Here is a 24,401-nt window from a genome sequence, read left to right as displayed (position 1 = left end):
GTAGTCTCGGGAAAAGGCAATATTTTTGCTTTAGCATTATAAATTATGAAAATGAAAAACATATTCATCATCGGCATCGCTTTACTTTCACTCGTTTCCTGCAAAACAAAAAAATCTGCAGAAAACACCGATACCCTTCCCAAAGATATCTCGCTGAAACCTGAAAACAATATGGCCCAGCAGGAAGATCGACAGCAATTAACTTCCCTAATGAGAGAAATCGATGCCTTTATTGCGCTGGAACCGTGCACCAATCCTGCTGATTGGAAATTTACAGCCATCGGAGCAAAACCATGTGGCGGTCCGAGTTCGTATATTGCCTATCCTGCAAAATTTGAAGCGCAGATTCTCCCAAAAATTGAACATTTCACGCAGATGCAGTCGGCATTCAATAAAAAATACAATTTAATGTCGGACTGTGCGATGGTAATGCCTCCTTCTGAAATAAGATGCGAAAATGGAAAGGCGGTTTTGGTGAGAGATTCCGGAGTGACGGCAATCCAGTAATCAGCCAACGCTCTGGTTGCTGTCGGTTTTATGCATGGTGTCCTTCAGTAATTTGGCGGCGCTCCATTTTGCATGTTTTGAAGGCCTGATGTTGTGGTTCATTTTGTTTGCATACACTTTGGTAAATTCAGCACCGAAGAACACCAGCTGGCACGAGTAATTCACCCACATCATAAGGAGAATAATTGTTCCTGCGGCTCCAAAAATTGATGTAGGTTTCGAAATTTCAAAATAAAAACCGAGAAGGAATTTTCCGATATTAAAAAGCAACGCAGTAACGAAAGCACCCATCCAGACCGACCGCCAGGAGATTTCAACATCGGGCAACACCTTGAACATCAGCGCAAAAAGCACAACAATCACGGCAAAACTTAAAACAAAGTTGAGAACCTGAACCATTAAAAAGGTTTCGAGGCCAAAATGTCGTGTAATCCATTCATTGGCCAATCCAAGCATCGATGATAAAATAAGGCTGGTTAACAGCAAAAAGGCGATAATGAGAATCATCCCCAGCGAGTTGGCACGGTCGAGTACATATTTCTGAAAGGCTTTTTTAGGAGCCGCTTCCACATCCCACAGCGTATTTAGACTGTGCTGCATCTGAAAAAACAACGTGGTTGCCCCAAAAATAAGCGTCAGAATTCCGAAGATTTTCATCAAGACATTCTGGTTGTCCCACACGGCACTGGCAATCATGGTTTGCAGACTGTCGGCAATTTCTTTACCGGCAATTCCGCTTGCCTGCGCCGTAATCTGTCCCTGCACGGCTTCGTTACCGAAAAAGATTCCGGCAATCCAGATGACAATAATGAGCAATCCCGGCAGCGAAAAAATCGCGTAATAGGCAAGACTTGCCGAATCGCGTGACGCATTGCCGCTGTTCCATTCCGTAAAGGTTTCTTTCAGAAGCTGCCAGGTGAATTTTAGGTATTTCATAACGAATTTTAAGATCAAAAACATTCACCCTCCATGAGAGCCCGTTTCGAAGGTGATTTGGATGAATATTTTTTATCTTTCTTCAAAATTCGTTCCTACTTTTCTGGAGCGGCTTTGTCAGATCTTAAAATCACACAGATATTTTAATCACATTTTCAGAACACACGCAAAATATATATATACGAATCAATGCAGATGCACAAAATTCATCCAAGTCCTCCGCATCCAAAAAAGGTAAAATATCAGAAGTAATACACAAATGATGATGACATAATTTCTGGCGCTGCTTTTTCTGAACCTGTAATACAGTCCAAATATGGCGGATAACGGAATTGCAACAAAAATTAAGATTACAAGAGCAAAGAATCCAATCATTTATTCCTTATACCAACCAGAATATTTTACGTAGTTGTTGGCGATACGGTTTACTTCGCCTTCCAGCAGTTCCGATGAAATATCCTTGATTTTTCTCGCCGGAATTCCTCCCCAGACTTCACCCGATTTTATATGGCTTCCCTGAGTGACTACAGAACCTGCCCCGACAATAGAATTACTTTCTACCAGGCAGTTATCCATTACAATTGCGCCCATGCCAATCAGTACATTATCCTTAATCGTGCAGCCGTGAACAATTGCATTATGCCCGATAGAAACGTTATTCCCGATGATGAGAGGGAATTTCTCAAAAGTACAGTGCAGCATGGCATTATCCTGAACGTTTACCTTATCGCCCATTTTTATAAAATGCACATCGCCGCGGATTACTGCGTTATACCAGATACTGCAGTCTCTGCCCATCGTTACGTCACCAATTACGGTTGCGGTTTCCGCGAGAAATGTATTCTCGCCAATTTGTGGGTTCTTTCCTAAAAGTTCTTTAATTAATGCCATTTTCTGTCTTGCGCTAGCGTTATTGATAATTGATTTTTCCCGGATTGATAATATCTTAATTTCAGATTCCCAAAGCCGGTTTATAATCCGTATTTTTGTCATCCAAAATTAACGAAATAAAATGAGATCAATACTTATAGAGCCTACCGAAAATCCAAAAGTGATGAAGTTTGTCGCCGATTATAACCTGATTCCCGGATCGCTGGAGCTCGACCGAACCTCAGATCTTTCTGAAATTCCTTTGGCACAGGAACTTTTCAATTATCCTTTTATAGAAAGGATTTTTATAACCGCAAATTTTATTGCAGTCGCCAAACAGGATACGGTAGAATGGGAATTTTTTACCGACAGTTTAAAAAATATCATTGAAGATCAACTTATTGCAAACCCAAGGATTTACAGACAGAAATCAAAAGAAGCCCATCCGGTTTTTGCGGAAATGACTCCGAATCCAATGGTAATGAAATTCGTTTCAGGAAAACCGCTGCTTGAGGGTTTCGTAGAGGTAAAATCGAGAGAAGAAGCCGCAGAAATACCTTTGGCAAAAGCGATTTTTGATGAATTTGAATTCGCCAAGGAAGTTTTTATTTCTGATAATTTTGTGGCGATTACCAAAAATGTTTCTGTGGAATGGCATGAAGTGATGGTTCCGGTGCGCGCGTTCATTACAGAATATCTGGAAAACGGTGGAAAAATTTCAAATATCTCGCCCCAGAAACATTCAAGTCCGGTAGAAAGCATCATCAACAGGGATTACACCGAAAGCGAGCAGAAAATTTCGGATATTTTAAATGAATACGTTGCTCCTGCCGTTGAAGGCGATGGCGGAAAAATCTCGCTCATCGGGTATGATGAAGATACCAAAACCGCAAAAATGCTGCTTCAGGGCGCATGCTCGGGCTGCCCAAGTTCTACAGCGACGTTGAAAGGCGGCATCGAAAACCTCCTGAAAAAGTTTGTTCCGGATTTAGTGCAGAATGTAGAAGCTGTAAACGGATAAATTCATCAGCGATGAGTAATGAGCGATAAGCAATTACTCATTTCGTATTACGCATTACTTATTTTTATGAAAGGAATTTTATTAGTCAATCTCGGGTCTCCGAAATCAACAGATGTAAAAGACGTTAAAGAATATCTCGACGAGTTTTTAATGGATGAGAAAGTGATCGATTACCGATGGTTTTTCCGTTCGCTTCTGGTACAAGGCATCATTCTGAATACCCGTCCACCGAAATCTGCGGCTGCCTATAAAACCGTTTGGACTCCAGAAGGTTCACCGCTTATTGTCATCACGAAACAGATTCAGGCAAAATTACAGAAACTGGTCGACGTGCCCGTAGAAATCGGGATGCGATACGCTGAACCCAGCATCGAAAACGGAATCCGTAAACTTACCGAACAGGGCGTTACCGAAATTGTGCTGTTTCCTCTTTATCCGCAATATGCGATGAGCACAACAGAAACGGTGATTGACAAAGCCGAGGAAGTGCGCAAAAAATTCTTTCCTGAGGTGAAAATCAATTATGTACAGCCATTTTACAACCGCGAAATTTACATCGACTGTTTAGCGGAAAGCATCCGGGAGAAACTGCCTGAAAACTTCGATGCGCTGCAGTTTTCTTATCATGGTGTGCCGGAGAGACACATCTACAAAACCGATCCTACAAAAACCTGTAATCTCAACGACTGCTGCTCCCGCGACCAGAATCCGAGCCATCAGTTCTGTTACCGCCATCAGTGTTTTAAGACTACAGAACTTGTGATTCAGAAACTGAATATTCCAAAGGAAAAAACGGTAATTTCTTTCCAGTCCCGCCTCGGAAAAGACAAATGGATGGAACCTTACACTGATGAAATCTTAGAAAACTTACCAAAAAAAGGCGTGAAAAATCTGGCCATCGTTTGTCCAGCGTTTGTATCAGACTGTCTTGAAACGCTGGAAGAAATCTCTGTTGAAGGGCGTGAAGAGTTTCTTCATGCAGGCGGTGAAAATTTCCACTATATCCCATGTCTGAATGATGAAGACCGATGGATTGAAGTCGTAAAAACTTTATGCGAAGAAAAACTCGGGGAATTTTATCTGGTTTAGGACCGAATTAAATTTTGCAACGTTTCCGCTAGCCCCGATAGGAGCGGCATCCTTTTGTGATGAGGCACGAAGAGCAAAAGATACGCGGATAGCGGGATTAAGCTCCTGAAATACTACCTTACCGGTTTTCGGAATTCCCCGTAGCCTATTAATCCATCGTAGTTGCGGCCGAAAGGTCTGTAGTAAAGATAGGCCTGATAAAGATTTTCTGTCTGCCAGAAACTGCCGTTGATTTCACCGAAATTCAGACTTCCGTCTGTGTTTTTAGTAGCCAGGATATAATTGTAGAACCCCTGTTTCAGGTAGATTTTTGCGATATATTTCTTGGCGGTTTCATCGTAAAACATTTGGTTTTCTTTGGTGGGAATAAAATCATTGAAACCACCCAGTACATAGATTTCTTTATCTGTTTTTTCGGAATCGAGCGCAAAATATACCCAGGAGTAATCGGCTTCTTTATCAGCCACGCGCTCAATTCCCAAATCGTTTCTTCGGAAATAAAAGGCACCGTTTACATCGGGCTGGTACTGGTAATTCAGCGGAAACGCCCAAACCGGATATAAATACGTGTAATTGATTCCTTCTACCGTTTCTGCTCCGGCAACCATATCGAAAGCCTGGTTCATGTTCTTGTTGTCGAAATAATAAAACTCGTTATTTCCCGGAAAAGTGAGATTCATCTGCTGAAACAGAATTTTGTTTCCAAGGGAAGAACTTGGCCGCTGGTTGTACACCGCCGTGTTCCAGTTGTTGTTTTGGATTACATTCAGGCTTACCGAATTGATGTTCTGCGACAGTGCGGCATTATTGCCAATGGCCTGCACCTCAACGCGCTGGTTGATCTGTGGTCTCCGTGCATCGGTAGTGCGGCTGATATTCAGGGCAACATTAGCGCCGTCTTCTACGACAGAAAATCTTTTAGTGAACAGCGGTTTGTTTTGGGAATCTTTATAGACGATAATCTCGAAATTTCCGGAAATCTTCGGCTCGATTTTATCATTCGGAAATGCCAGCGTATAGTTGGTATAAGGCTGTAAAGTATTGAAAGAATACTGAAAATTATCGATGAGACCGTTCAGGCTTCCGTTGGCGTATTCGGTAAAAAATAGCCCGTCATCCTGCCAGTTTCTGTCGAAATGCTTGAGGGTATACCGGTAAACTGTACTGGAATTCGATAAGTCATCAAATTTAAGAATCAGCTGTTCGTTAAAGCCGATCACGGGAGTTTCGTCATTGGTTTGCGGATTAAACAGCTGAATGCTTCGGATATCCTGACCCAAAACAAATGACGAGAGCGCGATAAGAAAGAGAGATAAAAATTTCATTCGTACGAAGTTAACGAAATTTACGCCAATTTGTTGTAACCATTCTGTACAGTTCTCCGTAAAAACGTATTTTTGAAACTTAATTTGCTTCCTATGTTACAGATAAGATCATTCGTTTTCAATCCTTTTTCGGAGAATACGTATGTGGTTTATAATGGCCATAAAAATGCATTCATCATCGATCCGGGAAACTTCGGCACTGAAGAGACCAGGCTTTTGCAGAACTTTATTGAAGAAAATGATTTAAAAATCCAGAATATTCTCCTCACCCATGCCCACATCGACCATGTGTTGGGTTTACAGACGGTTTACAACCTTTACAATGTTCCTGTACTCCTTCACGAGACTGAAAAGGAAATACTCGACAGAAATCCCATGGATGCCAACCGGTTCGGGTTTTTCTTTAAACCTTTTGAAGGCGAAATCCAGTTCCTGAAAGAAAATGAAGTATTGAAACTTGACAAAGATGAATTTAAAATCCTGCATGTACCGGGACACTCTCCGGGACATATCGCCTTCCACAACGAAGCGCAGAAATTTGTAGTTTCCGGTGATGTGCTGTTTGAAGGAAGCATCGGACGCACCGATCTTTACAAAGGAAACCACGAGCAGTTACTCGAAAGCATCAGAACGAAACTATTTATTCTGGATGGCGATACCAAAGTGTATAACGGACATGGTAACCCGACAACGATTGGTTTTGAAAAAGATTATAATCCCTTCTTCTAAAATAAAAAGATAAAAATAAAAAGAGCCAGGTCTATCAAACACCTGGCTCTTTTTACATGCCGCTTTATCTTGCTCTTATTAAGACTTCCACTTGATATTGCAGCCTAAGCTTGGTCTTTGGAATTCTTCCTGAGGCGCTCCTGCAAGAAGATTTTCGAAAGCGATAATTAAATCTTCGCCGGTAATTTCTTTTTGATTTCCGGGTCTGGAATCATCCATCTGGCCGCGGTAAATTAAGTCGAGTTTTTCATCGAAAAAGTAGAAATCAGGGGTGCAGGCAGCATCATAAGCTTTGGCAACCGCCTGGCTTTCGTCGTAGAGATACGGAAAATCAAATTTACGTTCTACCTGAAATTCCACCATTTTTTCCGGGGAATCTGCCGGGTATTTCTCCACATCATTAGCATTGATTGCGATGAACTCGATGCCTTTATCGCTGTAATCTTCATACAATTCCGTAAGTTTATCGATCACATGAAGCACAAACGGGCAATGATTGCACATGAAGATCACCAGCGTTCCTTTTTCACCTTTCAGCTCTTCAAGCGACTGAATTTCGTTGCTGTGCGAAGGATTGGGAAGTTCGAAAAAGGGAGCTTTTGTTCCCAGCTCGAGCATATTTGAAGGAGTATCTGCCATTTTATTGATTTTTAGGTTTAATATTTAAGTTGCTGAGCAAAGATAAGGATTCCTGAACTGAATTTTCAAAATTAACCCAGTGGATATCTGTTTCTTTACGGTACCAGGTCAGCTGTCTTTTTGCGAAACGGCGCGAATTCTTTTTTATTTCCTCCACGGCAAAATCCAGCATCCATTCGCCATCGAAATATTTGAAGAGTTCGGTATAGCCCACGGTACGCAGGGAAATAAGATTCCGGTAAGGCAGCAGGGATTTCACTTCTTCAGCAAGACCTTGTTCCAGCATTTTATCAACGCGCAGATTAATCCTCTCGTAAATAGTTTCGCGCGGTGCTTCAATTCCAATTCTGATAACTTCAAAATCACGTTTTTTTACCTGCTCCGAAATATTTTCGGTGTAGGTTTTACCGGTCTGCCAGATGATGTCGATGGCGCGGAACAGTCTTCGGGGATTATCCCGGTCTACGATATTAAAATATTCAGGATCGAGATTTTCCAGGATTTTCTGCAGTGCTTCAATGCCTTCTTCACGAAAGATTGTTTCCAGTTTTTGCTGGTTTTCTTCGTTGGCTTCGGGAAGTTCGTTGAGTCCTTCGATGACGGCTTTTTCATACATCATGCTTCCGCCGACCAAAATCACAACGTCATGGCGTGTAAAGAGGTTCTCGATTTTCTGGATTGCATCTTTTTCAAACTGACCGATTGAGTAGTAATCCTGCACGGATAGATTTCCGATAAAATGATGGGGAACCTCTGCCAGTTCTTCTGCTGAAGGTGTTGCGGTGCCGATCTTCATCTCTCTGAAAAACTGCCGCGAGTCACAGGAAATAATCTCGGTCCCGAAATGCTTCGCCAGTTCGATGGCGAGTTTTGTTTTGCCGATGCCCGTAGTGCCGATAATGGAAATGAGTTTTTTCACGGCGCTAATTTCCTGATTTTTTCTGAGATGTACTAAACGGAAATTTACAGAAACATTTAGAGCAGAAAACAACAAAAAGAAACAACTGATAAATACGGAATCTTATTGACGTTGACAATTATCTGATAATTGACTGACATTGCCAACACCTTCCTTTGACCTTCCTTTGACCTTGCTATGGTTTCAATTTCTGTCAAAAAAAAAACCGCTCAAGTTTTTGAACGGTTTGTGTTATAAATTTTTTAACAATTATTTGATGATTTCTGCATCGATGACTTTTGAATCAGCTTTCTGGGAAGCTTCCCATTCCACAAATTTTTCAGCTTCTGCAATCAGCATCGGTATAGCGAATGCCAGCAGCGCCAAATCATCGAATACGCCGATTACAGGCAGCCAATCCGGAATAATATCCAGCGGAGAAATCAGATAAAGCAGCACCAGTCCCGGAAGGATGATGTTCTTAAACTGAGGTTTATAACCGCTTTTACTCATGATGGATTTAATCATCCGGATGATTACGGGGATTTTCTGTATCAATCCTTTGTGTTTGAAAGCTTCTTTAGCCAGTGCAATTTTTGATAATTTCATTTTCGTGTTTTGATTTTTTAGAAACGGAATAAATTTCACAAATTCTGTACCATTAAATATTAATTATTAGTTAAAGTTATTGGGTCACATTATCGATGAAATCGTTAACAGATTTGCTGTTCCAGTCTTTCGAGGCATCTTCTTTCAGCAGGATTCTTCCGTTTTTATCGAGCAGAAAAGTGGTGGGAAAAGATTTGGGCAAAATATTTTTGGAAACCGGGCTTTGGGCGATGTACACCGGTGCCGTGTAGCCTTTCTCTTTCATAAATTTCACCACATCCTCTTCCTTGTCCTGCATGGCGATGAGCACAAAATCGATTTTATCTTTTCGGGCCTCATAAAGATTCTGAATCGTAGGCCACTCTTCGCGGCACGGCGCACACCAGGTTCCCCAGAAATTCAGAAATACGAGTTTGTTTCCTTTCAGGTTTTTAAGATTGGTGCTCGGCACATTGATGCCTTTCAGCTGCACATCATAATCCTCATCCTGAAGGGTTACCGCACTTTCTATGGCAGCCACAGGAAGGAAAAGCTCTTTAAGTTTAGTCTGTACAGACGGGAAAAGAAATACCACCGCCACCAGGGCAATGACGATTAAATACAATACATTTTTCTTAAAAAACGTCATACTAAATTAAGTTTATAATTTCTTCAATGGCGTCTGCACCGCGGTTTTTGGCATAATATACCTGCAAATCGTTGTAAAAATCTTCACGTGGATAAGTATCCTGATTTTCCTTGAATTTCTTCAGCAGTTCCAATCCGTATTTTGGTCTTGGTCCCCAGACATTTTTTACCGTTAAATCTTCGTTCAGAATCAACACCATAGGAATCGACTGGGTTCCGTTTGTTAAAAACTGATTGATCAGCGAATGGTCTTCATCTCTCAGAAATATTCTTACTTCATTGCCGGCAGCTTCGAAAAATCTGGATACTGCAGGTACGGTTGCACTGGCGTCGCCACACCAGGGCTCAGAAATAATCAGGATTTTTCCTCCGAAATTTTTTGATTTTAAACTTTCCAGAGTTTCGGCATTAACTTTAAAAGTTTTCAGCGTACGCTCCATTCTCTGGAGACCCAGCTCATAATATTCATTGTGATCATCGCCATCTGCAGGATTTTCAGCCCGGTCTTTGGCTACTGCCATATACGCTTCGAAACTGATTGATTTGTCCCAGTACTTTTTCATATTTTTAGCTTGAATTGATTTATGTATAATTAAACTCTGCGTAATTTGTTGATCAGGTACAGATCTGCCAACACGAAAGCAGCCAGATTTTCAACCACCGGAACTGCGCGGGGCAAAACACAGGGATCGTGCCTTCCCTTACCTTCTACAATAACTGGATTTCCGTCTTTATCCATACTTTCCTGAGGACGCAGAATGGTTGCTACCGGTTTGAACGCCACACGGAAGTAAACATCCATTCCGTTGGAAATCCCTCCCTGGATTCCGCCGGAAAGATTGGTTTTGGTAGAAAAATCATCATTGAAGAGATCGTTGTGATCTTTGCCTGTCATTTTTGCACCGCAAAATCCGCTGCCATATTCAAAACCTTTGCACGCATTGATGTTGAGCATGGCTTTGGCGAGTTCTGCCTGTAGTTTTCCGAAAACGGGTTCGCCGATTCCCACGGGAAGATTTCTGATGACGCAGGTTATAGTCCCGCCGATGGTATTTCCTTCTTTTTTGATTTCCTTTATTTTCGAAATCATTTTTTCTGCTGTTTCAGGGTCTGGGCAGCGTACATCGTTGGACTCCGTCTTAGAAAAATCAAGATCCTGATAAGGTTTTTCACAGAAAATTTCGCCCACAGAAGACACATAAGCGTTGATTTCTACATTTTGCGGGAGCAACTGTTTCGCCAGGCTACCGGCCACCACCCAGTTTACGGTTTCGCGTGCTGAAGATTTACCGCCACCACGGTAATCGCGGTGTCCGAATTTCTGGTCGTAGGTAAAATCTGCATGGCTGGGGCGATACGCTTTTGAAATATGGTCGTAATCTTTGGATTTCTGATTTTCGTTTTCAATGGTAAATCCAATGGGGGTTCCCGTAGTTTTCCCATCAAAAATACCGGAAAGGAATTTTACGGTATCGCTTTCTTTTCTCTGGGTAACAATGGCCGACTGGCCGGGTTTTCTGCGGTCCAGCTCCTGCTGAACCTTATCTAAATCCACTGCCAACCCTGCAGGAAAATTATTGATAATGCCGCCGTAAGCAGCGCCGTGACTTTCACCAAAGGTGGAAAGGGTAAGAAAATTTCCTAAATCGAACATAGGACAAAGTTAATCAAAAGTTGCGAGGTAGACACGCAGAAAATTTTAACGGAGAGGATTTCAGTCATGATTTTCAGCAGCCCATTCGTCCAGGATCTTCTGAATCTGAATTTTTTCTTCTTCTGAAATATTACGCCAAATAAAGCCTTCTTTTAAGGTTTTTCCTTTCAACTGCGGAAAGATTCCGGCATCCAGATCCTCCTTAATAAACTGGGGCGAAATAGCAGGCAGAGGCGTATCGAAACTGAACGGATAATTCTGCACTACGTTGAAACGGAGATTTCCTACCTGATAGGTTTTAAATTTTTCGAGTTTAAAGGTTGAGGGTTTATACAGTTGGTCAAATTTGAAACCTGTCATGAAATTTCCCGGCCGGAAAGTCGGGAAAGCGGTTTTAAGAACATTGGGAAACGAGAGAAACACGCCCAGTAAAAATGACAGTACAGCGAAAATCATTAAAGAATTTTTTTGAGAACATTTCTGATAAAAAAAGACAAACAGGATCACAAAAAACACATCAATAAAAAACCGGTACTGGGCTGAAAAGAGCAGCACCAATACACTTTTTATAAAAACCGCAATGAACAGCAGCCAAATGAGTTTGGATTTCTTTTTAACCGCGAAGATGAGAAATACGAAGAGACTGATGATAAATAGAAGATGTATTTTACCTTTAATTCCCTCCAGAAACAGCCAGTTTTTCAGGTGATCAATGAACGAGAATTTTTGAATTTCAGCAGCGGTAAACTGCATGTCATACGTTTTCTGAACTGCCATTTCAGAAGAGTTTTTCATAAGTTCTGCATTGGGCTTCCATGGCAATCCCAAATCCAGCACCTGTACCGGAAAAACAGGATAACCAAAAGTCCAGAAGGTTTTGAACAGAAAAATACAGAGCAAGATAATTCCCGGAAGAAAAACCTTAAGGCTTGATTTTGAAATAAATACCATGTGAAGTACAACAAAAATAGGCAGCCAAATGATTGTTGGTTTTATGGCAAAAACCAATACCGAAATGGTAAATAGAAGCCCGGGATTTCTATTTCCTCTAAATAACTCTGTAAGGATGATGAAGTAAAATACCATTGCAGGAAATTCGGGACTTGGCGACTGGATGAAGAGCAATAAAAAAGGCAGGAGAACCAGATGAATCCACACTTTTTTCTCCCAAATGTACATCAGGAAGGCAATGGCAGCAACCAGATTTAAGCGCAGAAAAGGGTCTGAAAAATTAGAGAAGCCCGCCTGCAAAATATGCCAAACAGACATTTGCCCCAGTAATAAATCAAGATTTGAAATCCCGCGAACCAGGCCTACTTCCGCAATCCATTTTATTGTCGGGACGTAATACCCGAAATGGTCGAGAATAAAAGGCGCAAAGGATGCGAAGAAAATTGCCGCGAGTGTGGGCAGCCAAAAAGAAATTTTAACGCTGCTGAGGAACTTCCAGAACTGATGGTAAGTTCCGTAAGAGAAAAATGCCAGCAAACCCACTGAAACCGTAGAAAGTTCGATGGCGATATTCAGTGGTGTGAAAAAGGAGAAGACCGTCCAGATCACGGAAACCGTCAGCATTCCTGTGACTATTTTTGCCGAAATTCCAAAGGAAAACTTTCCAAATGTTCTTTGAAAAATTTCTCCGAAACCTATGAAAACAGGAATCAGAACGATAAGTGAAAACAGGAGATAGAGCATAAAAAAGATTGCTTAAAATTAAGCAATCTTTTCTTTATATGCATGTGAAATTTGGTCTTCTACTGTACTCTACCGTCTTTTCTGTCGCCGGCTCTACCGATGGTATAACCTGTTGCACCACCAATAATTCCGCCGACTACTGCACCGGCTGCACGGTTCTTCTTATTAATAATGGCACCTGCTGCTGCACCACCTACCGTACCGATAATGGTACCTTTTGCGGCTTTACTCATCCCCTGTTTTTGGGTTGTACCCTGTGTTGTACCTGCGTACGTTTCAGAGTTTGAACCTGAAGAACTGGATGACCTTCTTGGCGTATTGTTAACATACACGGTTTTCGTTTCACGAATTACCTGTGGTCTTGCAGCAACAGCCTGAGCTTTAGCTTTCTTATCTTCTTCAATACTGTCGAGCTTTTTCTGTGTTTCATACGCCATTTTTTCTTTCTCGATGGCGAGTTTCTGTTTCTCAATTTCAAGCTGTCTTGCCTGGAATTCCATTTTTTGCTGTTCCAGAGATTTTTCTGCTACAGAGTTATCCTTTGTACAGGCTGTCATTAATAGAACTAACATAAATCCTGCTGTGAGTATATTTTTCATAATCTTTCTTTTTAGTTCATATTATTTTCCTCTATAAGCCAAAAACGAAACCATTATTGTGTTAACGGAATGTTAAAAATGTTAAAGTTTCCTAAAAAATAAAAGCAAGTTACTGTAAAACAGAAACTTGCTCATAGGAGGTTCCTAGCGGATTCGAACCGCTGTAGATGGTGTTGCAGACCACTGCCTAACCACTCGGCCAAAGAACCATTTGGGTTTGCAAATATAGAAAATTTTTTAAAATGTAAAGAAACAAAATTCAAAAAAAGCATTTACATCCCCTGTACCTGAAGTTTCAGCTGTGCTTCCGTATCGATTATGGCGGTAATGCCAGATGGATTTAGAATAATTTGCGACGGTTTGAGGTCGAATACTTTTCCCTGCATTTTCAGACCTTTATAATATTCTTTATTAAAAGTTTCTTCGATACTTTTCCGCGATGCATCCTCCAGATCAGCGGTTGGGATGCCATATTCCTCTTCAATCATCTTCACTATTTTCCCCTGAAAAAGCAGCGTTGCGGTCTTGTGAAGAACGTTCTTCGTTTTCAGTTTAAACTTCGTATCGGTTAAAACAATCTTCCTTTTCTGTTCGTCATACACCGGAATTCCCGAGATATACGAAATACCATTCACCATTCCTTCTGTTTTTGCTTCAATCATCACTCTTCCATCCTCGCCATAAACTTTTATGGAAGTAATTTTAATTTTTGACTTGCCTTCCCGTAAATCAAATTCTTTACCTAAAAACATAGTTTCAGCAATTTTTGTGGCTTCGGTAAATGGAATATTGGCGGTAGTCTGAAGTAAAAACTTTTGCGGTAAAGCCTGAACTGAATTAAAATTGGCTATGGTTTTTATTAAAGGTGTGGACACCGGTTTATTCCCTGTAAAAGTTTCGGAAAAAGTATCGATACCGATATTGGCTTCAATCTGGTTTCCGTAAAAAACCAGCGGGGAAATATTGATACTTAACGGAGTTATTTTCAGCCAAGTGCTGAACTCTTCTGAAATATTGAAGGGTTCGGCAAACTGATTCCAGGCCATTACCGCATACTTCTGAAAATTAAGCTGAGAACGCATCATTTCATCAATGGTTTTGGAAAAATCTGCCTGTTGCTGTCTCAGGCTGGTTTCGACCAGGGAAGTAATGGGAACTTTAATTTTACCGTAATCGAGCACGGGTTTCAATACCCATTTAAAACCCATCGGCGATGTTTTTGTCGTCACCGTCCAGTTATTATTGAAGGTAAGCTGGGTATTGAAGTACATCACGGTTTCGAACATCGTGTTTTGGTAAGAATAGATACCGAGCGTGCCGATTCCTTTTTCCGCCCATATTTTCAGTGGAACTTCGATGAGCAGATTCTGTTTTGTTCCCCCAACCAGACGTATAGGCCTGGTTTTCCAGACTTTTACTTTAAACTGGTCGTTATTGTTATCGGTATAGGAATTATCTTGAAAGATTAAATTCTGCACCGAAGCGTTAATCAGGTTCCCAATCTCAGAAAGCGGTATGTTCACCGGCATGGTGACCGAAGACTTTATCCTCGGAAAACCGGAAACCTCCGTAACAGAGATCGTATTTTGCTGAGAAAACAAACTTAAAGTAAAGGTCAACAGCAGGAGCGTAAGGAATTTTCGCACGTTTTAAATTTTCAATCAAACGCAAATTTCCACAAAATTTTATACATCGTTAAAAAAAATGCCGGCAATTTGTTTTAAGTATCAGCAAAATTATTTTTAAAGATTTAAAGGCCGTATTTTTGAAGTCTTATTTAAAAGGATTTTACATGAAAAAATTCGAATTGTCTGTACTGGATTTAGCTCCGGTAAAACAGAACAAAACCATACACGATACTTTTAACCAAAGCCTGGAACTTGCAAGATTTGCAGAGCAATTAAATTATAAAAGATTCTGGCTTGCCGAACACCACAATATGGCAAGCATCGCAAGTTCTGCAACCTCTGTATTAATCGGCTTTATCGCCAACGGAACCGAAAAAATCCGTGTTGGGTCTGGCGGTGTAATGCTCCCCAATCATAGTTCACTCGTTATTGCCGAACAATTCGGAACTCTGGAAAGTTTATTCCCCGGAAGAATCGATCTCGGCGTTGGGAGAGCACCCGGAACGGATGGTTTAACAGCCAAAGCTTTAGGCAGAAATCCAATGATCATTAATGAACAATTTCCGCGACAAATACAGGAATTGCAACAATATTTCTCGGTAGAAAATGCCACGAGTTTGGTAAGAGCCATCCCCGGTGAAGGTTGCGATATCCCGATTTATATTTTGGGATCGAGCACCGACAGCGCCTGGCTGGCGGCGGAAATGGGTTTACCTTATGCATTCGCGGGACATTTTGCACCCGATATGATGGTGAACGCCTTTAATATTTACCGAGAAAATTATAATCCCAGCGATAAATTTCCGCAGCCTTATATCATTGCCTGCGTCAACGGAATAGCCGCCGAAACCAATCAGGAGGCAAAAAAACTTGCGACAACACTCTATCAGGCTTTTCTCAACATTATCAGAAACGACAGAAAACCCTATTCACCGCCGGTAAATGATATCGATGATGTTTGGAATCCGATGGAGAAGGCGCACGTGATGCGAATGCTTCATTACAGTTTTATTGGTGATGAAGAAACGATAAAAAACCAGCTGCTGAACTTTCAGGAAGCCTTTCAGGTAGATGAATTGATGATTACCACCCATATTTACGAGCAGGAAGCGCGTCTTAAATCTTATGAAATATTTAAAAATGTCGTAGACGGAATGTTCCAATGATTACCTGATTTGCTGATTGATTACTTTATTTCATCTGCTGAATTATAAAATTCTCCGAGGTTTTTAAGGATCTGTTTTTCCGATATTTTATGAATAAGAATAACAGCGCACGTGCAAAAAAACGCTGTCCAAATAATCGTTGCCGAATTTCTTAATTCTCAGTATCTTTGCGCCATCTAAAAAAGTAAAATGTCAGATATTAAACTTAACACGATTCCCGAAGCAATAGAAGACCTGAGGAACGGAAAAATAATCATCGTAGTAGATGACGAAAACCGTGAAAACGAGGGCGATTTTTTATCCGCAGCAGAATTAACTACTCCGGAAATCATCAACTTCATGACGATCTACGGAAGAGGGCTTATTTGTACTCCACTTCCTGAAAAAAGATGCGACGAATTAGGGCTTGACATTATGGTGACCCGAAGCAGCGACCCGAAAGAAACCGCATTTACCGTCTCTGTAGATCTTTTAGGAGAAGGCGTTTCTACAGGTATTTCGGCAAGCGACCGCAGCAAAACCATTTTAGCATTGATGGACGAAAATACAAAACCAACCGATTTCATGAGGCCCGGTCATATTTTCCCTTTGAGAGCAAAAAAAGGTGGCGTACTGAAAAGAGCAGGCCACACCGAAGCCGCGATTGACCTCACCAAATTAGCAGGCCTGAAAGAAGGAGGCGTCATTTGTGAAATCATGAACGCTGATGGATCAATGGCTCGTCTTCCGGAATTGGTAGAATTGGCAAAAAAACATGATTTGAAAATTATTTCCATCGAGGATCTTATTCATTATCAGCTGAAAAAAGGCGATTTGATCGAACGTATCGAAGAGCGAAAAGTGAAAACCTTCTATGGTGACTACGATTTCTATGCATTTAAAGAAACCAGCACAGACCAGATTCATTTTGCTTTAACTAAAGGCACCTGGGTTGCAAATGAACCAGTTTTGGTGCGGGTGCAGGCATCTAATTCTTATTTTGATGTCCTCAACAGACTTTCTTCCGGTGAAAAACCTTTGCTGGAAAAAATCACCAAAATGATTAATGACGAGGGAAAAGGTGCAATCATATTCATCAACAATGTATCGAACGCTGAAAACACCTTGAGAAAGTTGCAACAGTTTATCGATTTCCAAGATGGGCAGGAGAAAAGACCTACTTTAGCTTCTAATTTCCACGATTACGGAATTGGAACCCAGATCTTAAAGAATTTAGGAATTACCAAATTCCGCGTGATCACTCAAAACGTGAATCAAAAACCATTGGTCGGTGGATACGATGTGGAAGTTACGGAGATGGTTCCACTTTAAGACCCCTCTTCGACAACAAATTATTCCCATCTTCGGATGGGATTTTTTTTGAAAAATAATTCAAATTTAGTTATCGAAATACTACTCTTGTTCATCATTTTTTTATTAAATTTGTTTGTTGAATTTAACATAATATAATGGATTTCTCACGCATTCAGGAAAAATTAGAAATACTTGCAGATGCTGCAAAGTACGATGTTTCCTGCTCTTCAAGTGGCGGAAACCGTAAAAACAATGCTGGTTTAGGAAATAGCCATGCTTCGGGTATTTGCCATTCGTACACCGAAGATGGGAGATGCGTTTCCCTGCTTAAAATTTTGTTGACCAATCACTGTATTTTTGATTGTGCATATTGTGTTTCCCGAAAATCAAACGACATTAAACGTGCCGCTTTCACGGTGGAAGAAGTTGTGGATTTAACCATCAATTTTTACCGCAGAAATTATATTGAGGGTCTTTTTTTAAGTTCAGGAATTTTCAAAGATGCAGACACCACCATGGAACGTCTGGTTCGTGTTGCCAAGAAATTACGCACGGAGCATCGTTTCAATGGTTATATCCATCTAAAATCAATTCCTGGAGCTAGCGAAGAGCTGATGAAGGAGGCAGGGTTATATGCAGACCGCCTTTCTATTAATATCGAAATTCCGACTGAACAAGGGCTGAAACTATTGGCTCCCGACAAATCCCACGCAGAAATGATAAAGCCGATGGATTTTGTCAAAAATGAATTGATTTTGTATAAAGACGAAAGAAAAATATTTAAAAAAGTTCCGAAGTTCGCACCTGCCGGTCAATCTACACAGATGATCGTGGGAGCTACCAACGAAACCGATTTAAAAATCATAAAAGTAGCCAATCATTTTTACCAAAACTTTAATCTAAAACGCGTTTATTACTCAGGCTATGTACCAGTTTTGGAAGACAGCCGCCTTCCTTCTATTCATTCGCAGGTTCCAATTCTCCGGGAAAACCGCTTATACCAAGCGGATTGGCTGATGCGTTTCTATGGATTTGGTGCCGATGAAATTTTAGATAAAAATAATCCGTTTCTTGATCTGGAAGTGGATCCAAAACTAGCATGGGCGCTAAGAAATCGCGAGAATTTCCCTGTGAACATCAACACCGCGCCGAAAGAGATGATTTTGCGCGTGCCCGGAATTGGGACAAAATCGACAGGTAAAATTTTGATGGCCAGAAAATTCCAGAAACTTACGTTGGAACATCTCCAAAAAATGGGAGTTGCAGTAAACAGAGCCAAATATTTTGTGGAGTTTGAAAGTGAAAATATTTTCAACCGCCTGATTGATGAGCAAAATTTGAGAAAAATTTTACTTTCCGGTATGAAGTCCAAATTTCAAAATCCATTTTCTCAACAGCTTAGTTTATTTTAAAATATGAACATCCTGCTATATGACGGAAGTTTTGAAGGTCTTCTGACCGCTATTTTCGAAATTTTCGAATATAAATTTAAGGACGCAGAAATCATCAGTTCATCAAACTATCAAGAGGAAAATTTCTTCGCTGAAGTACACGAAGTGATTGCCCAAAACGATAAAGCGGATCGCGTTCTGCAAAGATTGGAGAAAAATTTAGGCAAGGAGGGCATCAAAAATTTACTATGGGTTTACCTTTCCGAAAGAAAAGACCGTGAAAGACTTATTTTAAGTGCTGTGAAACACTCGCTGAAACATCCTAATGAAAATGTTCTGCAGGATTTTGGGAATGCGGATATTTTAGAAGTTTCTAAAATTTGCAAAAGTGTGGGCAGGGAAAAACACCGAATGACAGCCTTTGTCCGTTTTGAAAAATTAAAGGATGATGTTTATTTTTCAAAAGTAGAGCCAGATTTTAATGTATTGCCTTTGGTATTGAATCATTTTAAAAACCGATATCAAGATCAAAAATGGATGATTTTCGATTTGAAAAGAAATTACGGAATCTTCTATGACTTGGTAAACGCAGATTTTTTCTATCCTGAAGAAGATCAAATTTTAATGATGAGAAATTCGCAAAACCTCCACCATGACGAAGAAAAGAAATACCAAAAATTATGGCAACGCTATTTTTTCAAAACCAATATTGTAGAAAGAAAAAACATAAAACTCCACGTTCAATGGTTGCCTAAACGCTACTGGAAGTATTTAACTGAAAAGTTCTGACGGTGAGATTTTTTTATCGCGATGGTAGCGCGTGCTAAATTTGAGAAGGTTTCTATTTCAAATTATTGACCATTTCCAACAGCGCCCTTTTACGAAAATTTAATTATTATCCATCACCATTTCAATGGGCAAAAAAAAATCCCAACCGTGAAGTTGGGATCTGTATTTTACAAAACGCCTTTGGCTTATGCCTGAACGTTATTTTGACCTACTACGAAAGGCTCAACCTCTTTAATTTCGCCAAATTGCTGCTCATAGTTCGCAACATTTTGTTGTAATGCATTCAATACTCTTTTTGCGTGCAAAGGTGCCAAGATTACTCTTGAACGAACGTTAGCTTGTTGCACACCCGGCATCAATTGAATAAAATCTACTACGAATTCTGAAGGTGAGTGGTTTACTAACGCAAGGTTACAGTAAACACCAGCAGCAATCATTTCGTTAAGGTTGATGTTGATGTTGTTTGGATCGTTGTTTTGGTTTTGGTTGTTGTCCATGTTTTTTTGAATATTTTAAATTATAAATTTTAGATTTTAAAAGGATTTTAGACTATGAATTCAATTTAAAATTCATAATCTAAAATCTATAATTACTTAATTGATGTCTTCGAATTCTTTCTTAGAGCCTACGATTACATTTTGGTAGTCTTTAAGTCCTGTACCCGCAGGAATTCTGTGACCTACAATTACGTTTTCTTTCAGACCGGTAAGATAATCAACTTTTCCGGAAACTGCTGCTTCGTTAAGAACTTTTGTAGTTTCCTGGAACGAAGCTGCCGACATGAAGGACTTGGTTTGAAGTGCTGCTCTTGTAATCCCCTGTAATACCGGTGTTGCGGTTGCAGGAAGTGCTTCGCGAACTTCTACCAAAGCTAAATCTTCACGCTTCAATTTAGAATTCTCGTCTCTCAATTCTCTTGCAGTAATCATCTGACCTGGTTTGAATACCTTGGAATCGCCAGCTTCAGTAACTACTTTCAGTCCGAATACTCTGTTGTTTTCTTCGAGGAAATCGAATTTATGTTCCAGCGCACCTTCCAGGAACTGTGTGTCGCCACCATCAACGATCGATACTTTCGTCATCATCTGTCTTACGATGATTTCGAAGTGCTTATCATCAATTTTTACCCCCTGAAGACGGTAAACTTCCTGAATTTCGTTTACCAGATATTCCTGAACGGCTGTTGGGCCTTTGATTTTAAGGATATCATCCGGAGTAATAGATCCGTCGGAAAGCGGCGCACCTGCTACAACGAAGTCATTTTCTTGAACAAGAATCTGGTTCGAAAGTTTTACTAAATATTTAGAGATTTCTCCGGTTTTCGCTTCTACGATCAATTCGCGGTTACCACGCTTGATTTTTCCGTAAGAAACTACACCGTCGATTTCTGTTACTACTGCTGGGTTTGAAGGGTTACGCGCTTCGAAAAGTTCGGTAACTCTTGGAAGACCACCCGTGATATCCCCGGATTTTGCAGATTTACGCGGGATCTTGATCAGGACTTTACCAGCCTTAATCTTTTCACCATCGTTCACCATCAAGTGGGCACCCACAGGAAGGTTATAAGATTTCTGCTCAACTCCTTTGGAATCTACTACTTTCAAAGTAGGTACGGCTTTTTTGTTTCTTGATTCAGAGATTACTTTCTCTTCGAAACCAGTCTGCTCATCGATTTCCAACTGGAATGAAATACCCTGGATGATATCCTCGTACTCTACCTTACCGGCAGATTCAGCAATAATTACCGCGTTATATGGATCCCATTTCGCAATAACATCACCTTTTTTCACTTTATCACCAGGTTTCACCAATAATTCGGAACCATAAGGAACGTTGGCAATCATCAATGGTGTACGTGCTGCATTGTCTGCAACCAAACGGAATTCCGTAGAACGTGATACCAGGATTTCTGCTTTTTTACCTTCGTCGTTTTCTGAAGTTACTGTTCTTACTTCATCCATTTCCACGATACCGTCGCGACGTGCAACAATCGATGGATTTTCTGAAATATTCCCTGCAGTACCCCCTTGGTGGAAGGTTCTCAGCGTAAGCTGGGTTCCAGGTTCACCAATAGACTGTGCTGCGATAACTCCAACTGCTTCACCCATGTGAATTGGTTTACCTGTTGCCAGGTTTCTACCATAACATTTCGCACAGATTCCTTTTTTGGTTTCACAGGTAAGCGGAGAACGTACTTCTACAGCTTCGATTCCTGCAGCTTCGATTTTCCTGGCTAATGCCTCGTTGATCAGTTCGTCTGCATTGGCGATCACTTCATCAGTATCCGGATCGTAAACGTTGTGAAGAGAAACTCTACCTAAAATTCTTTCGGAAAGTCTTTCTACGATTTCGTCGTTTTTCTTCAGCGGAGTAATTTCTGTTCCTCTTAAAGTTCCACAGTCGTTTTCGGTAATGATCACGTCCTGAGCAACGTCTACCAGTCTTCTGGTTAAGTAACCAGCATCGGCAGTTTTAAGAGCGGTATCCGCAAGACCTTTACGAGCACCGTGAGTGGAGATAAAGTACTCAAGGATCGAAAGACCTTCTTTAAAGTTTGCTACAATCGGGTTTTCGATAATTTCCGCTCCGGTAGAGCCTGCTTTTTGTGGTTTTGCCATCAAACCTCTCATCCCTGAAAGCTGACGGATCTGTTCTTTGGAACCCCTTGCACCGGAATCAAGCATCATATACACTGAATTGAACCCACCTTGGTCGGTTTTCATTCTGCTCATAATCATTTCGGTTAATCCTGCGTTGGTATTTGTCCAAACGTCGATTACCTGGTTATAACGTTCTGTATCGGTGATAAGACCCATGTTATAGTTCGCCTTGATCTCGTCAACGCTTTCTACCGCCTGAGCGATCATGGTTTTCTTCTCCGCCGGGATTACGATATCACCTAAACTAAATGATAAACCTCCTTTGAATGCGTTTGAATAACCTAAGTTCTTCATATCATCAAGGAACTTCACAGTCGTCGGGAAATCGGTATCCGCCAATACTCTACCAATAACATTTCGCAATGATTTCTTAGTTAAAAGTTCATTGATATATCCTGATTCTTTTGGTACAATCTGGTTGAACAGAATTCTACCCACCGTAGTTTCGGTAAGTTTTGTGGTGATTACGCCATCTTCTTTGATTGGCAATCTACATCTTACTTTAGCATTTAAAGAAACTTGTCCTTCTGCGTAAGCGATTTCTACTTCTTCCGGTGAATAGAAAGCTAAACCTTCGCCTTTCACCTTCATCGTATCTGTAGAATCCAATTGTTTGGTCATGAAATAGAGACCCAAAACCATGTCCTGAGATGGTACCGTAATTGGAGAACCATTTGCCGGGTTCAAGATGTTCTGAGAACCTAACATCAATAATTGAGCTTCCAAAATTGCTTCCGGTCCTAAAGGTAAGTGAACCGCCATCTGGTCACCATCGAAATCCGCGTTGAATGCCGTGGTAACCAATGGGTGAAGCTGAATCGCTTTACCTTCGATCATTTTCGGCTGGAACGCCTGAATACCCAATCTGTGCAAGGTAGGTGCCCTGTTTAATAAAACTGGGTGACCTTTCATCACATTTTCAAGGATATCATAAACAACAGGTTCTTTTCTGTCGATGATTCTTTTAGCTGATTTTACGGTTTTTACAATACCTCTCTCGATCAGTTTTCTGATGATGAACGGTTTGTAAAGTTCTGCAGCCATATCTTTCGGGATACCACATTCGTGAAGCTGTAAGTTTGGACCTACAACGATTACCGAACGCGCTGAATAATCCACACGCTTACCTAGTAAGTTCTGACGGAAACGACCCTGCTTACCTTTCAATGAATCTGAAAGTGATTTCAACGGTCTGTTAGATTCAGATTTAACAGCAGAAGATTTTCTTGTATTATCGAATAATGAATCTACAGATTCCTGAAGCATACGCTTCTCGTTTCTAAGGATTACTTCCGGAGCTTTGATCTCTAAAAGTCTCTTCAAACGGTTGTTTCTGATGATTACTCTTCGGTAAAGATCATTCAAATCTGAAGTTGCGAAGCGCCCTCCATCCAATGGAACCAATGGTCTTAGTTCTGGTGGAATAACAGGAAGAACGCGCATAATCATCCATTCCGGACGGTTGATCATTCTGGTGTTTGCACCACGGATGGCTTCAACAACATTTAATCTTTTTAGGGCTTCAGTTCTTCTTTGTTTTGAAGATTCGTTGTGCGCTTTGTGACGCAAATCGAAAGATAGAGTATCTAGGTCGATTCTTTTCAATAATTCTTCAACCGCTTCAGCTCCCATTTTGGCAACAAATTTATTCGGATCAGAATCATCAAGATATTGATTTTCAGCAGGAAGTGTATCTAAAATATCTAGATATTCTTCTTCTGTTAAAAATTCTTTGTCTTCGAAATCGGAACCGTCTGCTTTTTTAGCAATACCCGGCTGGATTACGACATATCTTTCGTAATAGATAATCATATCCAGTTTTTTGGAAGGTAAACCAAGAAGGTAACCGATTTTGTTTGGCAAAGAACGGAAATACCAAATGTGAGCCACAGGAACTACCAATCCTATGTGACCAATTCTTTCTCTACGAACTTTTTTCTCGGTAACTTCCACCCCACAACGGTCACAAACGATTCCTTTATAACGGATTCTTTTGTATTTACCACAAGCACATTCGTAATCCTTCACAGGACCGAATATTTTCTCGCAGAACAGACCGTCTCTTTCCGGTTTGTGGGTTCTATAGTTAATGGTTTCCGGTTTTAAAACTTCACCTCTTGAATCCTGAAGGATAGATTCGGGAGAAGCAAGACCGATCGTAATTTTACTAAAATTACTTGTTTTATTTTTATTTGACATTTTTTATTTTGATTAAAAGATTAAAAGATTGAAAGCTTTAAAAATAACTTTCGTTCTTATCGTCTTGGAGTTAATTA

At 40.6% G+C, this 24,401-nt stretch carries 22 protein-coding genes and 1 tRNA gene; 8 read left to right on the top strand and 15 right to left on the bottom strand.

All coding sequences use genetic code 11. The annotated features are described in order from the left end of the window. Positions 1 to 51: 51 nt before the first annotated feature. On the top strand, positions 52 to 507 hold the full coding sequence (locus tag OK344_RS00855) for a hypothetical protein (RefSeq protein ID WP_265143002.1): 456 nt from the start codon (positions 52 to 54) through the stop codon (positions 505 to 507). Here OK344_RS00855 and OK344_RS00850 read toward each other — a convergent pair whose 3' ends face one another. Both OK344_RS00850 and OK344_RS00845 read right to left on the bottom strand, forming a co-directional pair. Continuing rightward, positions 508 to 1,443 carry a YihY/virulence factor BrkB family protein gene (locus OK344_RS00850; protein ID WP_088468046.1) on the bottom strand — a complete coding sequence of 312 codons (936 nt, stop codon included), beginning with the start codon at positions 1,441 to 1,443 and terminating at the stop codon, positions 508 to 510. Between the two features lie 375 nt (positions 1,444 to 1,818). Continuing rightward, on the bottom strand, positions 1,819 to 2,334 hold the full coding sequence (locus OK344_RS00845; protein WP_265143595.1) for a gamma carbonic anhydrase family protein: 516 nt from the start codon (positions 2,332 to 2,334) through the stop codon (positions 1,819 to 1,821). 121 nt (positions 2,335 to 2,455) lie between these two features. Between OK344_RS00845 and OK344_RS00840 the strand changes: the two genes are divergently transcribed. Both OK344_RS00840 and hemH read left to right on the top strand, forming a co-directional pair. Beyond that, complete coding sequence (locus OK344_RS00840) at positions 2,456 to 3,334, top strand: NifU family protein (RefSeq protein ID WP_265143001.1); 879 nt, start codon at positions 2,456 to 2,458, stop codon at positions 3,332 to 3,334. Positions 3,335 to 3,400: 66 nt separating this feature from the next. Next, positions 3,401 to 4,423, top strand: a complete 1,023-nt coding sequence (gene hemH, locus OK344_RS00835; RefSeq protein ID WP_407936696.1) for a ferrochelatase — start codon at positions 3,401 to 3,403, stop codon at positions 4,421 to 4,423. Between the two features lie 113 nt (positions 4,424 to 4,536). On the opposite strand, the gene OK344_RS00830 is transcribed toward hemH, so the two are convergent. Next, positions 4,537 to 5,748 (bottom strand): type IX secretion system plug protein, encoded by a 1,212-nt coding sequence (locus tag OK344_RS00830; RefSeq protein WP_265143000.1) that lies wholly within the window; start codon positions 5,746 to 5,748, stop codon positions 4,537 to 4,539. Between the two features lie 93 nt (positions 5,749 to 5,841). Between OK344_RS00830 and OK344_RS00825 the strand changes: the two genes are divergently transcribed. After that, positions 5,842 to 6,477 (top strand): MBL fold metallo-hydrolase, encoded by a 636-nt coding sequence (locus OK344_RS00825; protein ID WP_265142999.1) that lies wholly within the window; start codon positions 5,842 to 5,844, stop codon positions 6,475 to 6,477. A 78-nt stretch (positions 6,478 to 6,555) separates the two neighbouring features. On the opposite strand, the gene OK344_RS00820 is transcribed toward OK344_RS00825, so the two are convergent. From OK344_RS00820 to OK344_RS00775, 10 genes are all read right to left on the bottom strand, one after another. Continuing rightward, positions 6,556 to 7,116, bottom strand: coding sequence for a thioredoxin family protein (locus OK344_RS00820; protein ID WP_088468052.1), 561 nt, complete (start codon positions 7,114 to 7,116; stop codon positions 6,556 to 6,558). 1 nt (position 7,117) lies between these two features. Then, positions 7,118 to 8,035 carry a tRNA (adenosine(37)-N6)-dimethylallyltransferase MiaA gene (gene miaA, locus OK344_RS00815; protein ID WP_265142998.1) on the bottom strand — a complete coding sequence of 306 codons (918 nt, stop codon included), beginning with the start codon at positions 8,033 to 8,035 and terminating at the stop codon, positions 7,118 to 7,120. A gap of 249 nt (positions 8,036 to 8,284) precedes the next feature. Further along, positions 8,285 to 8,623, bottom strand: a complete 339-nt coding sequence (locus tag OK344_RS00810) for a YkvA family protein (protein WP_265142997.1) — start codon at positions 8,621 to 8,623, stop codon at positions 8,285 to 8,287. 76 nt (positions 8,624 to 8,699) lie between these two features. After that, positions 8,700 to 9,251 carry a TlpA family protein disulfide reductase gene (locus OK344_RS00805; RefSeq protein ID WP_265142996.1) on the bottom strand — a complete coding sequence of 184 codons (552 nt, stop codon included), beginning with the start codon at positions 9,249 to 9,251 and terminating at the stop codon, positions 8,700 to 8,702. Position 9,252: 1 nt separating this feature from the next. Further along, positions 9,253 to 9,813 carry a thioredoxin family protein gene (locus OK344_RS00800; protein ID WP_265142995.1) on the bottom strand — a complete coding sequence of 187 codons (561 nt, stop codon included), beginning with the start codon at positions 9,811 to 9,813 and terminating at the stop codon, positions 9,253 to 9,255. A 29-nt stretch (positions 9,814 to 9,842) separates the two neighbouring features. Further along, the gene (gene aroC, locus OK344_RS00795) at positions 9,843 to 10,904 is read right to left on the bottom strand and encodes a chorismate synthase (RefSeq protein WP_265142994.1); all 1,062 of its coding nucleotides are present in this window, start codon (positions 10,902 to 10,904) and stop codon (positions 9,843 to 9,845) included. Between the two features lie 60 nt (positions 10,905 to 10,964). Next, positions 10,965 to 12,599, bottom strand: coding sequence for an LIC_10190 family membrane protein (locus OK344_RS00790; RefSeq protein ID WP_265142993.1), 1,635 nt, complete (start codon positions 12,597 to 12,599; stop codon positions 10,965 to 10,967). 59 nt (positions 12,600 to 12,658) lie between these two features. Next, complete coding sequence (locus OK344_RS00785) at positions 12,659 to 13,198, bottom strand: YMGG-like glycine zipper-containing protein (RefSeq protein ID WP_265142992.1); 540 nt, start codon at positions 13,196 to 13,198, stop codon at positions 12,659 to 12,661. 138 nt (positions 13,199 to 13,336) lie between these two features. Continuing rightward, a tRNA-Cys gene (locus OK344_RS00780) sits at positions 13,337 to 13,407 on the bottom strand. Positions 13,408 to 13,470: 63 nt separating this feature from the next. Then, a complete protein-coding gene (locus tag OK344_RS00775) occupies positions 13,471 to 14,844 on the bottom strand; it encodes a DUF4403 family protein (protein WP_265142991.1) in 1,374 nt (457 codons plus the stop codon). A gap of 146 nt (positions 14,845 to 14,990) precedes the next feature. Here OK344_RS00775 and OK344_RS00770 point away from each other — a divergent pair, with 146 nt between their 5' ends. The 4 genes from OK344_RS00770 (at position 14,991) to OK344_RS00755 (ending at position 19,465) form a co-directional block, all read left to right on the top strand. Beyond that, complete coding sequence (locus OK344_RS00770) at positions 14,991 to 15,992, top strand: LLM class flavin-dependent oxidoreductase (RefSeq protein WP_265142990.1); 1,002 nt, start codon at positions 14,991 to 14,993, stop codon at positions 15,990 to 15,992. A 189-nt stretch (positions 15,993 to 16,181) separates the two neighbouring features. Further along, complete coding sequence (ribB, locus tag OK344_RS00765; RefSeq protein WP_265142989.1) at positions 16,182 to 17,303, top strand: 3,4-dihydroxy-2-butanone-4-phosphate synthase; 1,122 nt, start codon at positions 16,182 to 16,184, stop codon at positions 17,301 to 17,303. A gap of 137 nt (positions 17,304 to 17,440) precedes the next feature. Beyond that, positions 17,441 to 18,697, top strand: a complete 1,257-nt coding sequence (locus tag OK344_RS00760) for a putative DNA modification/repair radical SAM protein (RefSeq protein ID WP_265142988.1) — start codon at positions 17,441 to 17,443, stop codon at positions 18,695 to 18,697. 3 nt (positions 18,698 to 18,700) lie between these two features. Beyond that, entirely contained in the window at positions 18,701 to 19,465 is a 765-nt protein-coding gene (locus tag OK344_RS00755; protein WP_265142987.1) for a TIGR03915 family putative DNA repair protein, read from the top strand. A 185-nt stretch (positions 19,466 to 19,650) separates the two neighbouring features. Here the strand turns inward: OK344_RS00755 and OK344_RS00750 are convergent, their stop codons facing one another. Continuing rightward, positions 19,651 to 19,962, bottom strand: a complete 312-nt coding sequence (locus OK344_RS00750; protein ID WP_088468064.1) for a DUF3467 domain-containing protein — start codon at positions 19,960 to 19,962, stop codon at positions 19,651 to 19,653. Positions 19,963 to 20,058: 96 nt separating this feature from the next. Beyond that, positions 20,059 to 24,324: a DNA-directed RNA polymerase subunit beta' gene (gene rpoC / locus OK344_RS00745; RefSeq protein ID WP_265142986.1), complete on the bottom strand. Its 4,266-nt coding sequence runs from the start codon at positions 24,322 to 24,324 to the stop codon at positions 20,059 to 20,061. Positions 24,325 to 24,401: the final 77 nt, after the last annotated feature.

The sequence above is a fragment of the Kaistella yananensis genome, assembly GCF_026107505.2.
Taxonomy (GTDB): Bacteria; Bacteroidota; Bacteroidia; order Flavobacteriales; family Weeksellaceae; genus Kaistella; species Kaistella yananensis.
This window is presented reverse-complemented; position numbering and strand designations above follow the sequence as displayed.

Bases quoted from the DNA above. Each gene is read 5' to 3' on its own strand.
- OK344_RS00855 (WP_265143002.1), top strand. From the start codon at position 52: ATGAAAAACATATTCATCATCGGCATCGCTTTACTTTCACTCGTTTCC.
- OK344_RS00850 (WP_088468046.1), bottom strand. From the start codon at position 1,443: ATGAAATACCTAAAATTCACCTGGCAGCTTCTGAAAGAAACCTTTACG.
- OK344_RS00845 (WP_265143595.1), bottom strand. From the start codon at position 2,334: ATGGCATTAATTAAAGAACTTTTAGGAAAGAACCCACAAATTGGCGAG.
- OK344_RS00840 (WP_265143001.1), top strand. From the start codon at position 2,456: ATGAGATCAATACTTATAGAGCCTACCGAAAATCCAAAAGTGATGAAG.
- hemH (WP_407936696.1), top strand. From the start codon at position 3,401: ATGAAAGGAATTTTATTAGTCAATCTCGGGTCTCCGAAATCAACAGAT.
- OK344_RS00830 (WP_265143000.1), bottom strand. From the start codon at position 5,748: ATGAAATTTTTATCTCTCTTTCTTATCGCGCTCTCGTCATTTGTTTTG.
- OK344_RS00825 (WP_265142999.1), top strand. From the start codon at position 5,842: ATGTTACAGATAAGATCATTCGTTTTCAATCCTTTTTCGGAGAATACG.
- OK344_RS00820 (WP_088468052.1), bottom strand. From the start codon at position 7,116: ATGGCAGATACTCCTTCAAATATGCTCGAGCTGGGAACAAAAGCTCCC.
- OK344_RS00810 (WP_265142997.1), bottom strand. From the start codon at position 8,623: ATGAAATTATCAAAAATTGCACTGGCTAAAGAAGCTTTCAAACACAAA.
- OK344_RS00805 (WP_265142996.1), bottom strand. From the start codon at position 9,251: ATGACGTTTTTTAAGAAAAATGTATTGTATTTAATCGTCATTGCCCTG.
- OK344_RS00800 (WP_265142995.1), bottom strand. From the start codon at position 9,813: ATGAAAAAGTACTGGGACAAATCAATCAGTTTCGAAGCGTATATGGCA.
- aroC (WP_265142994.1), bottom strand. From the start codon at position 10,904: ATGTTCGATTTAGGAAATTTTCTTACCCTTTCCACCTTTGGTGAAAGT.
- OK344_RS00790 (WP_265142993.1), bottom strand. From the start codon at position 12,599: ATGCTCTATCTCCTGTTTTCACTTATCGTTCTGATTCCTGTTTTCATA.
- OK344_RS00785 (WP_265142992.1), bottom strand. From the start codon at position 13,198: ATGAAAAATATACTCACAGCAGGATTTATGTTAGTTCTATTAATGACA.
- OK344_RS00770 (WP_265142990.1), top strand. From the start codon at position 14,991: ATGAAAAAATTCGAATTGTCTGTACTGGATTTAGCTCCGGTAAAACAG.
- ribB (WP_265142989.1), top strand. From the start codon at position 16,182: ATGTCAGATATTAAACTTAACACGATTCCCGAAGCAATAGAAGACCTG.
- OK344_RS00760 (WP_265142988.1), top strand. From the start codon at position 17,441: ATGGATTTCTCACGCATTCAGGAAAAATTAGAAATACTTGCAGATGCT.
- OK344_RS00755 (WP_265142987.1), top strand. From the start codon at position 18,701: ATGAACATCCTGCTATATGACGGAAGTTTTGAAGGTCTTCTGACCGCT.
- OK344_RS00750 (WP_088468064.1), bottom strand. From the start codon at position 19,962: ATGGACAACAACCAAAACCAAAACAACGATCCAAACAACATCAACATC.
- rpoC (WP_265142986.1), bottom strand. From the start codon at position 24,324: ATGTCAAATAAAAATAAAACAAGTAATTTTAGTAAAATTACGATCGGT.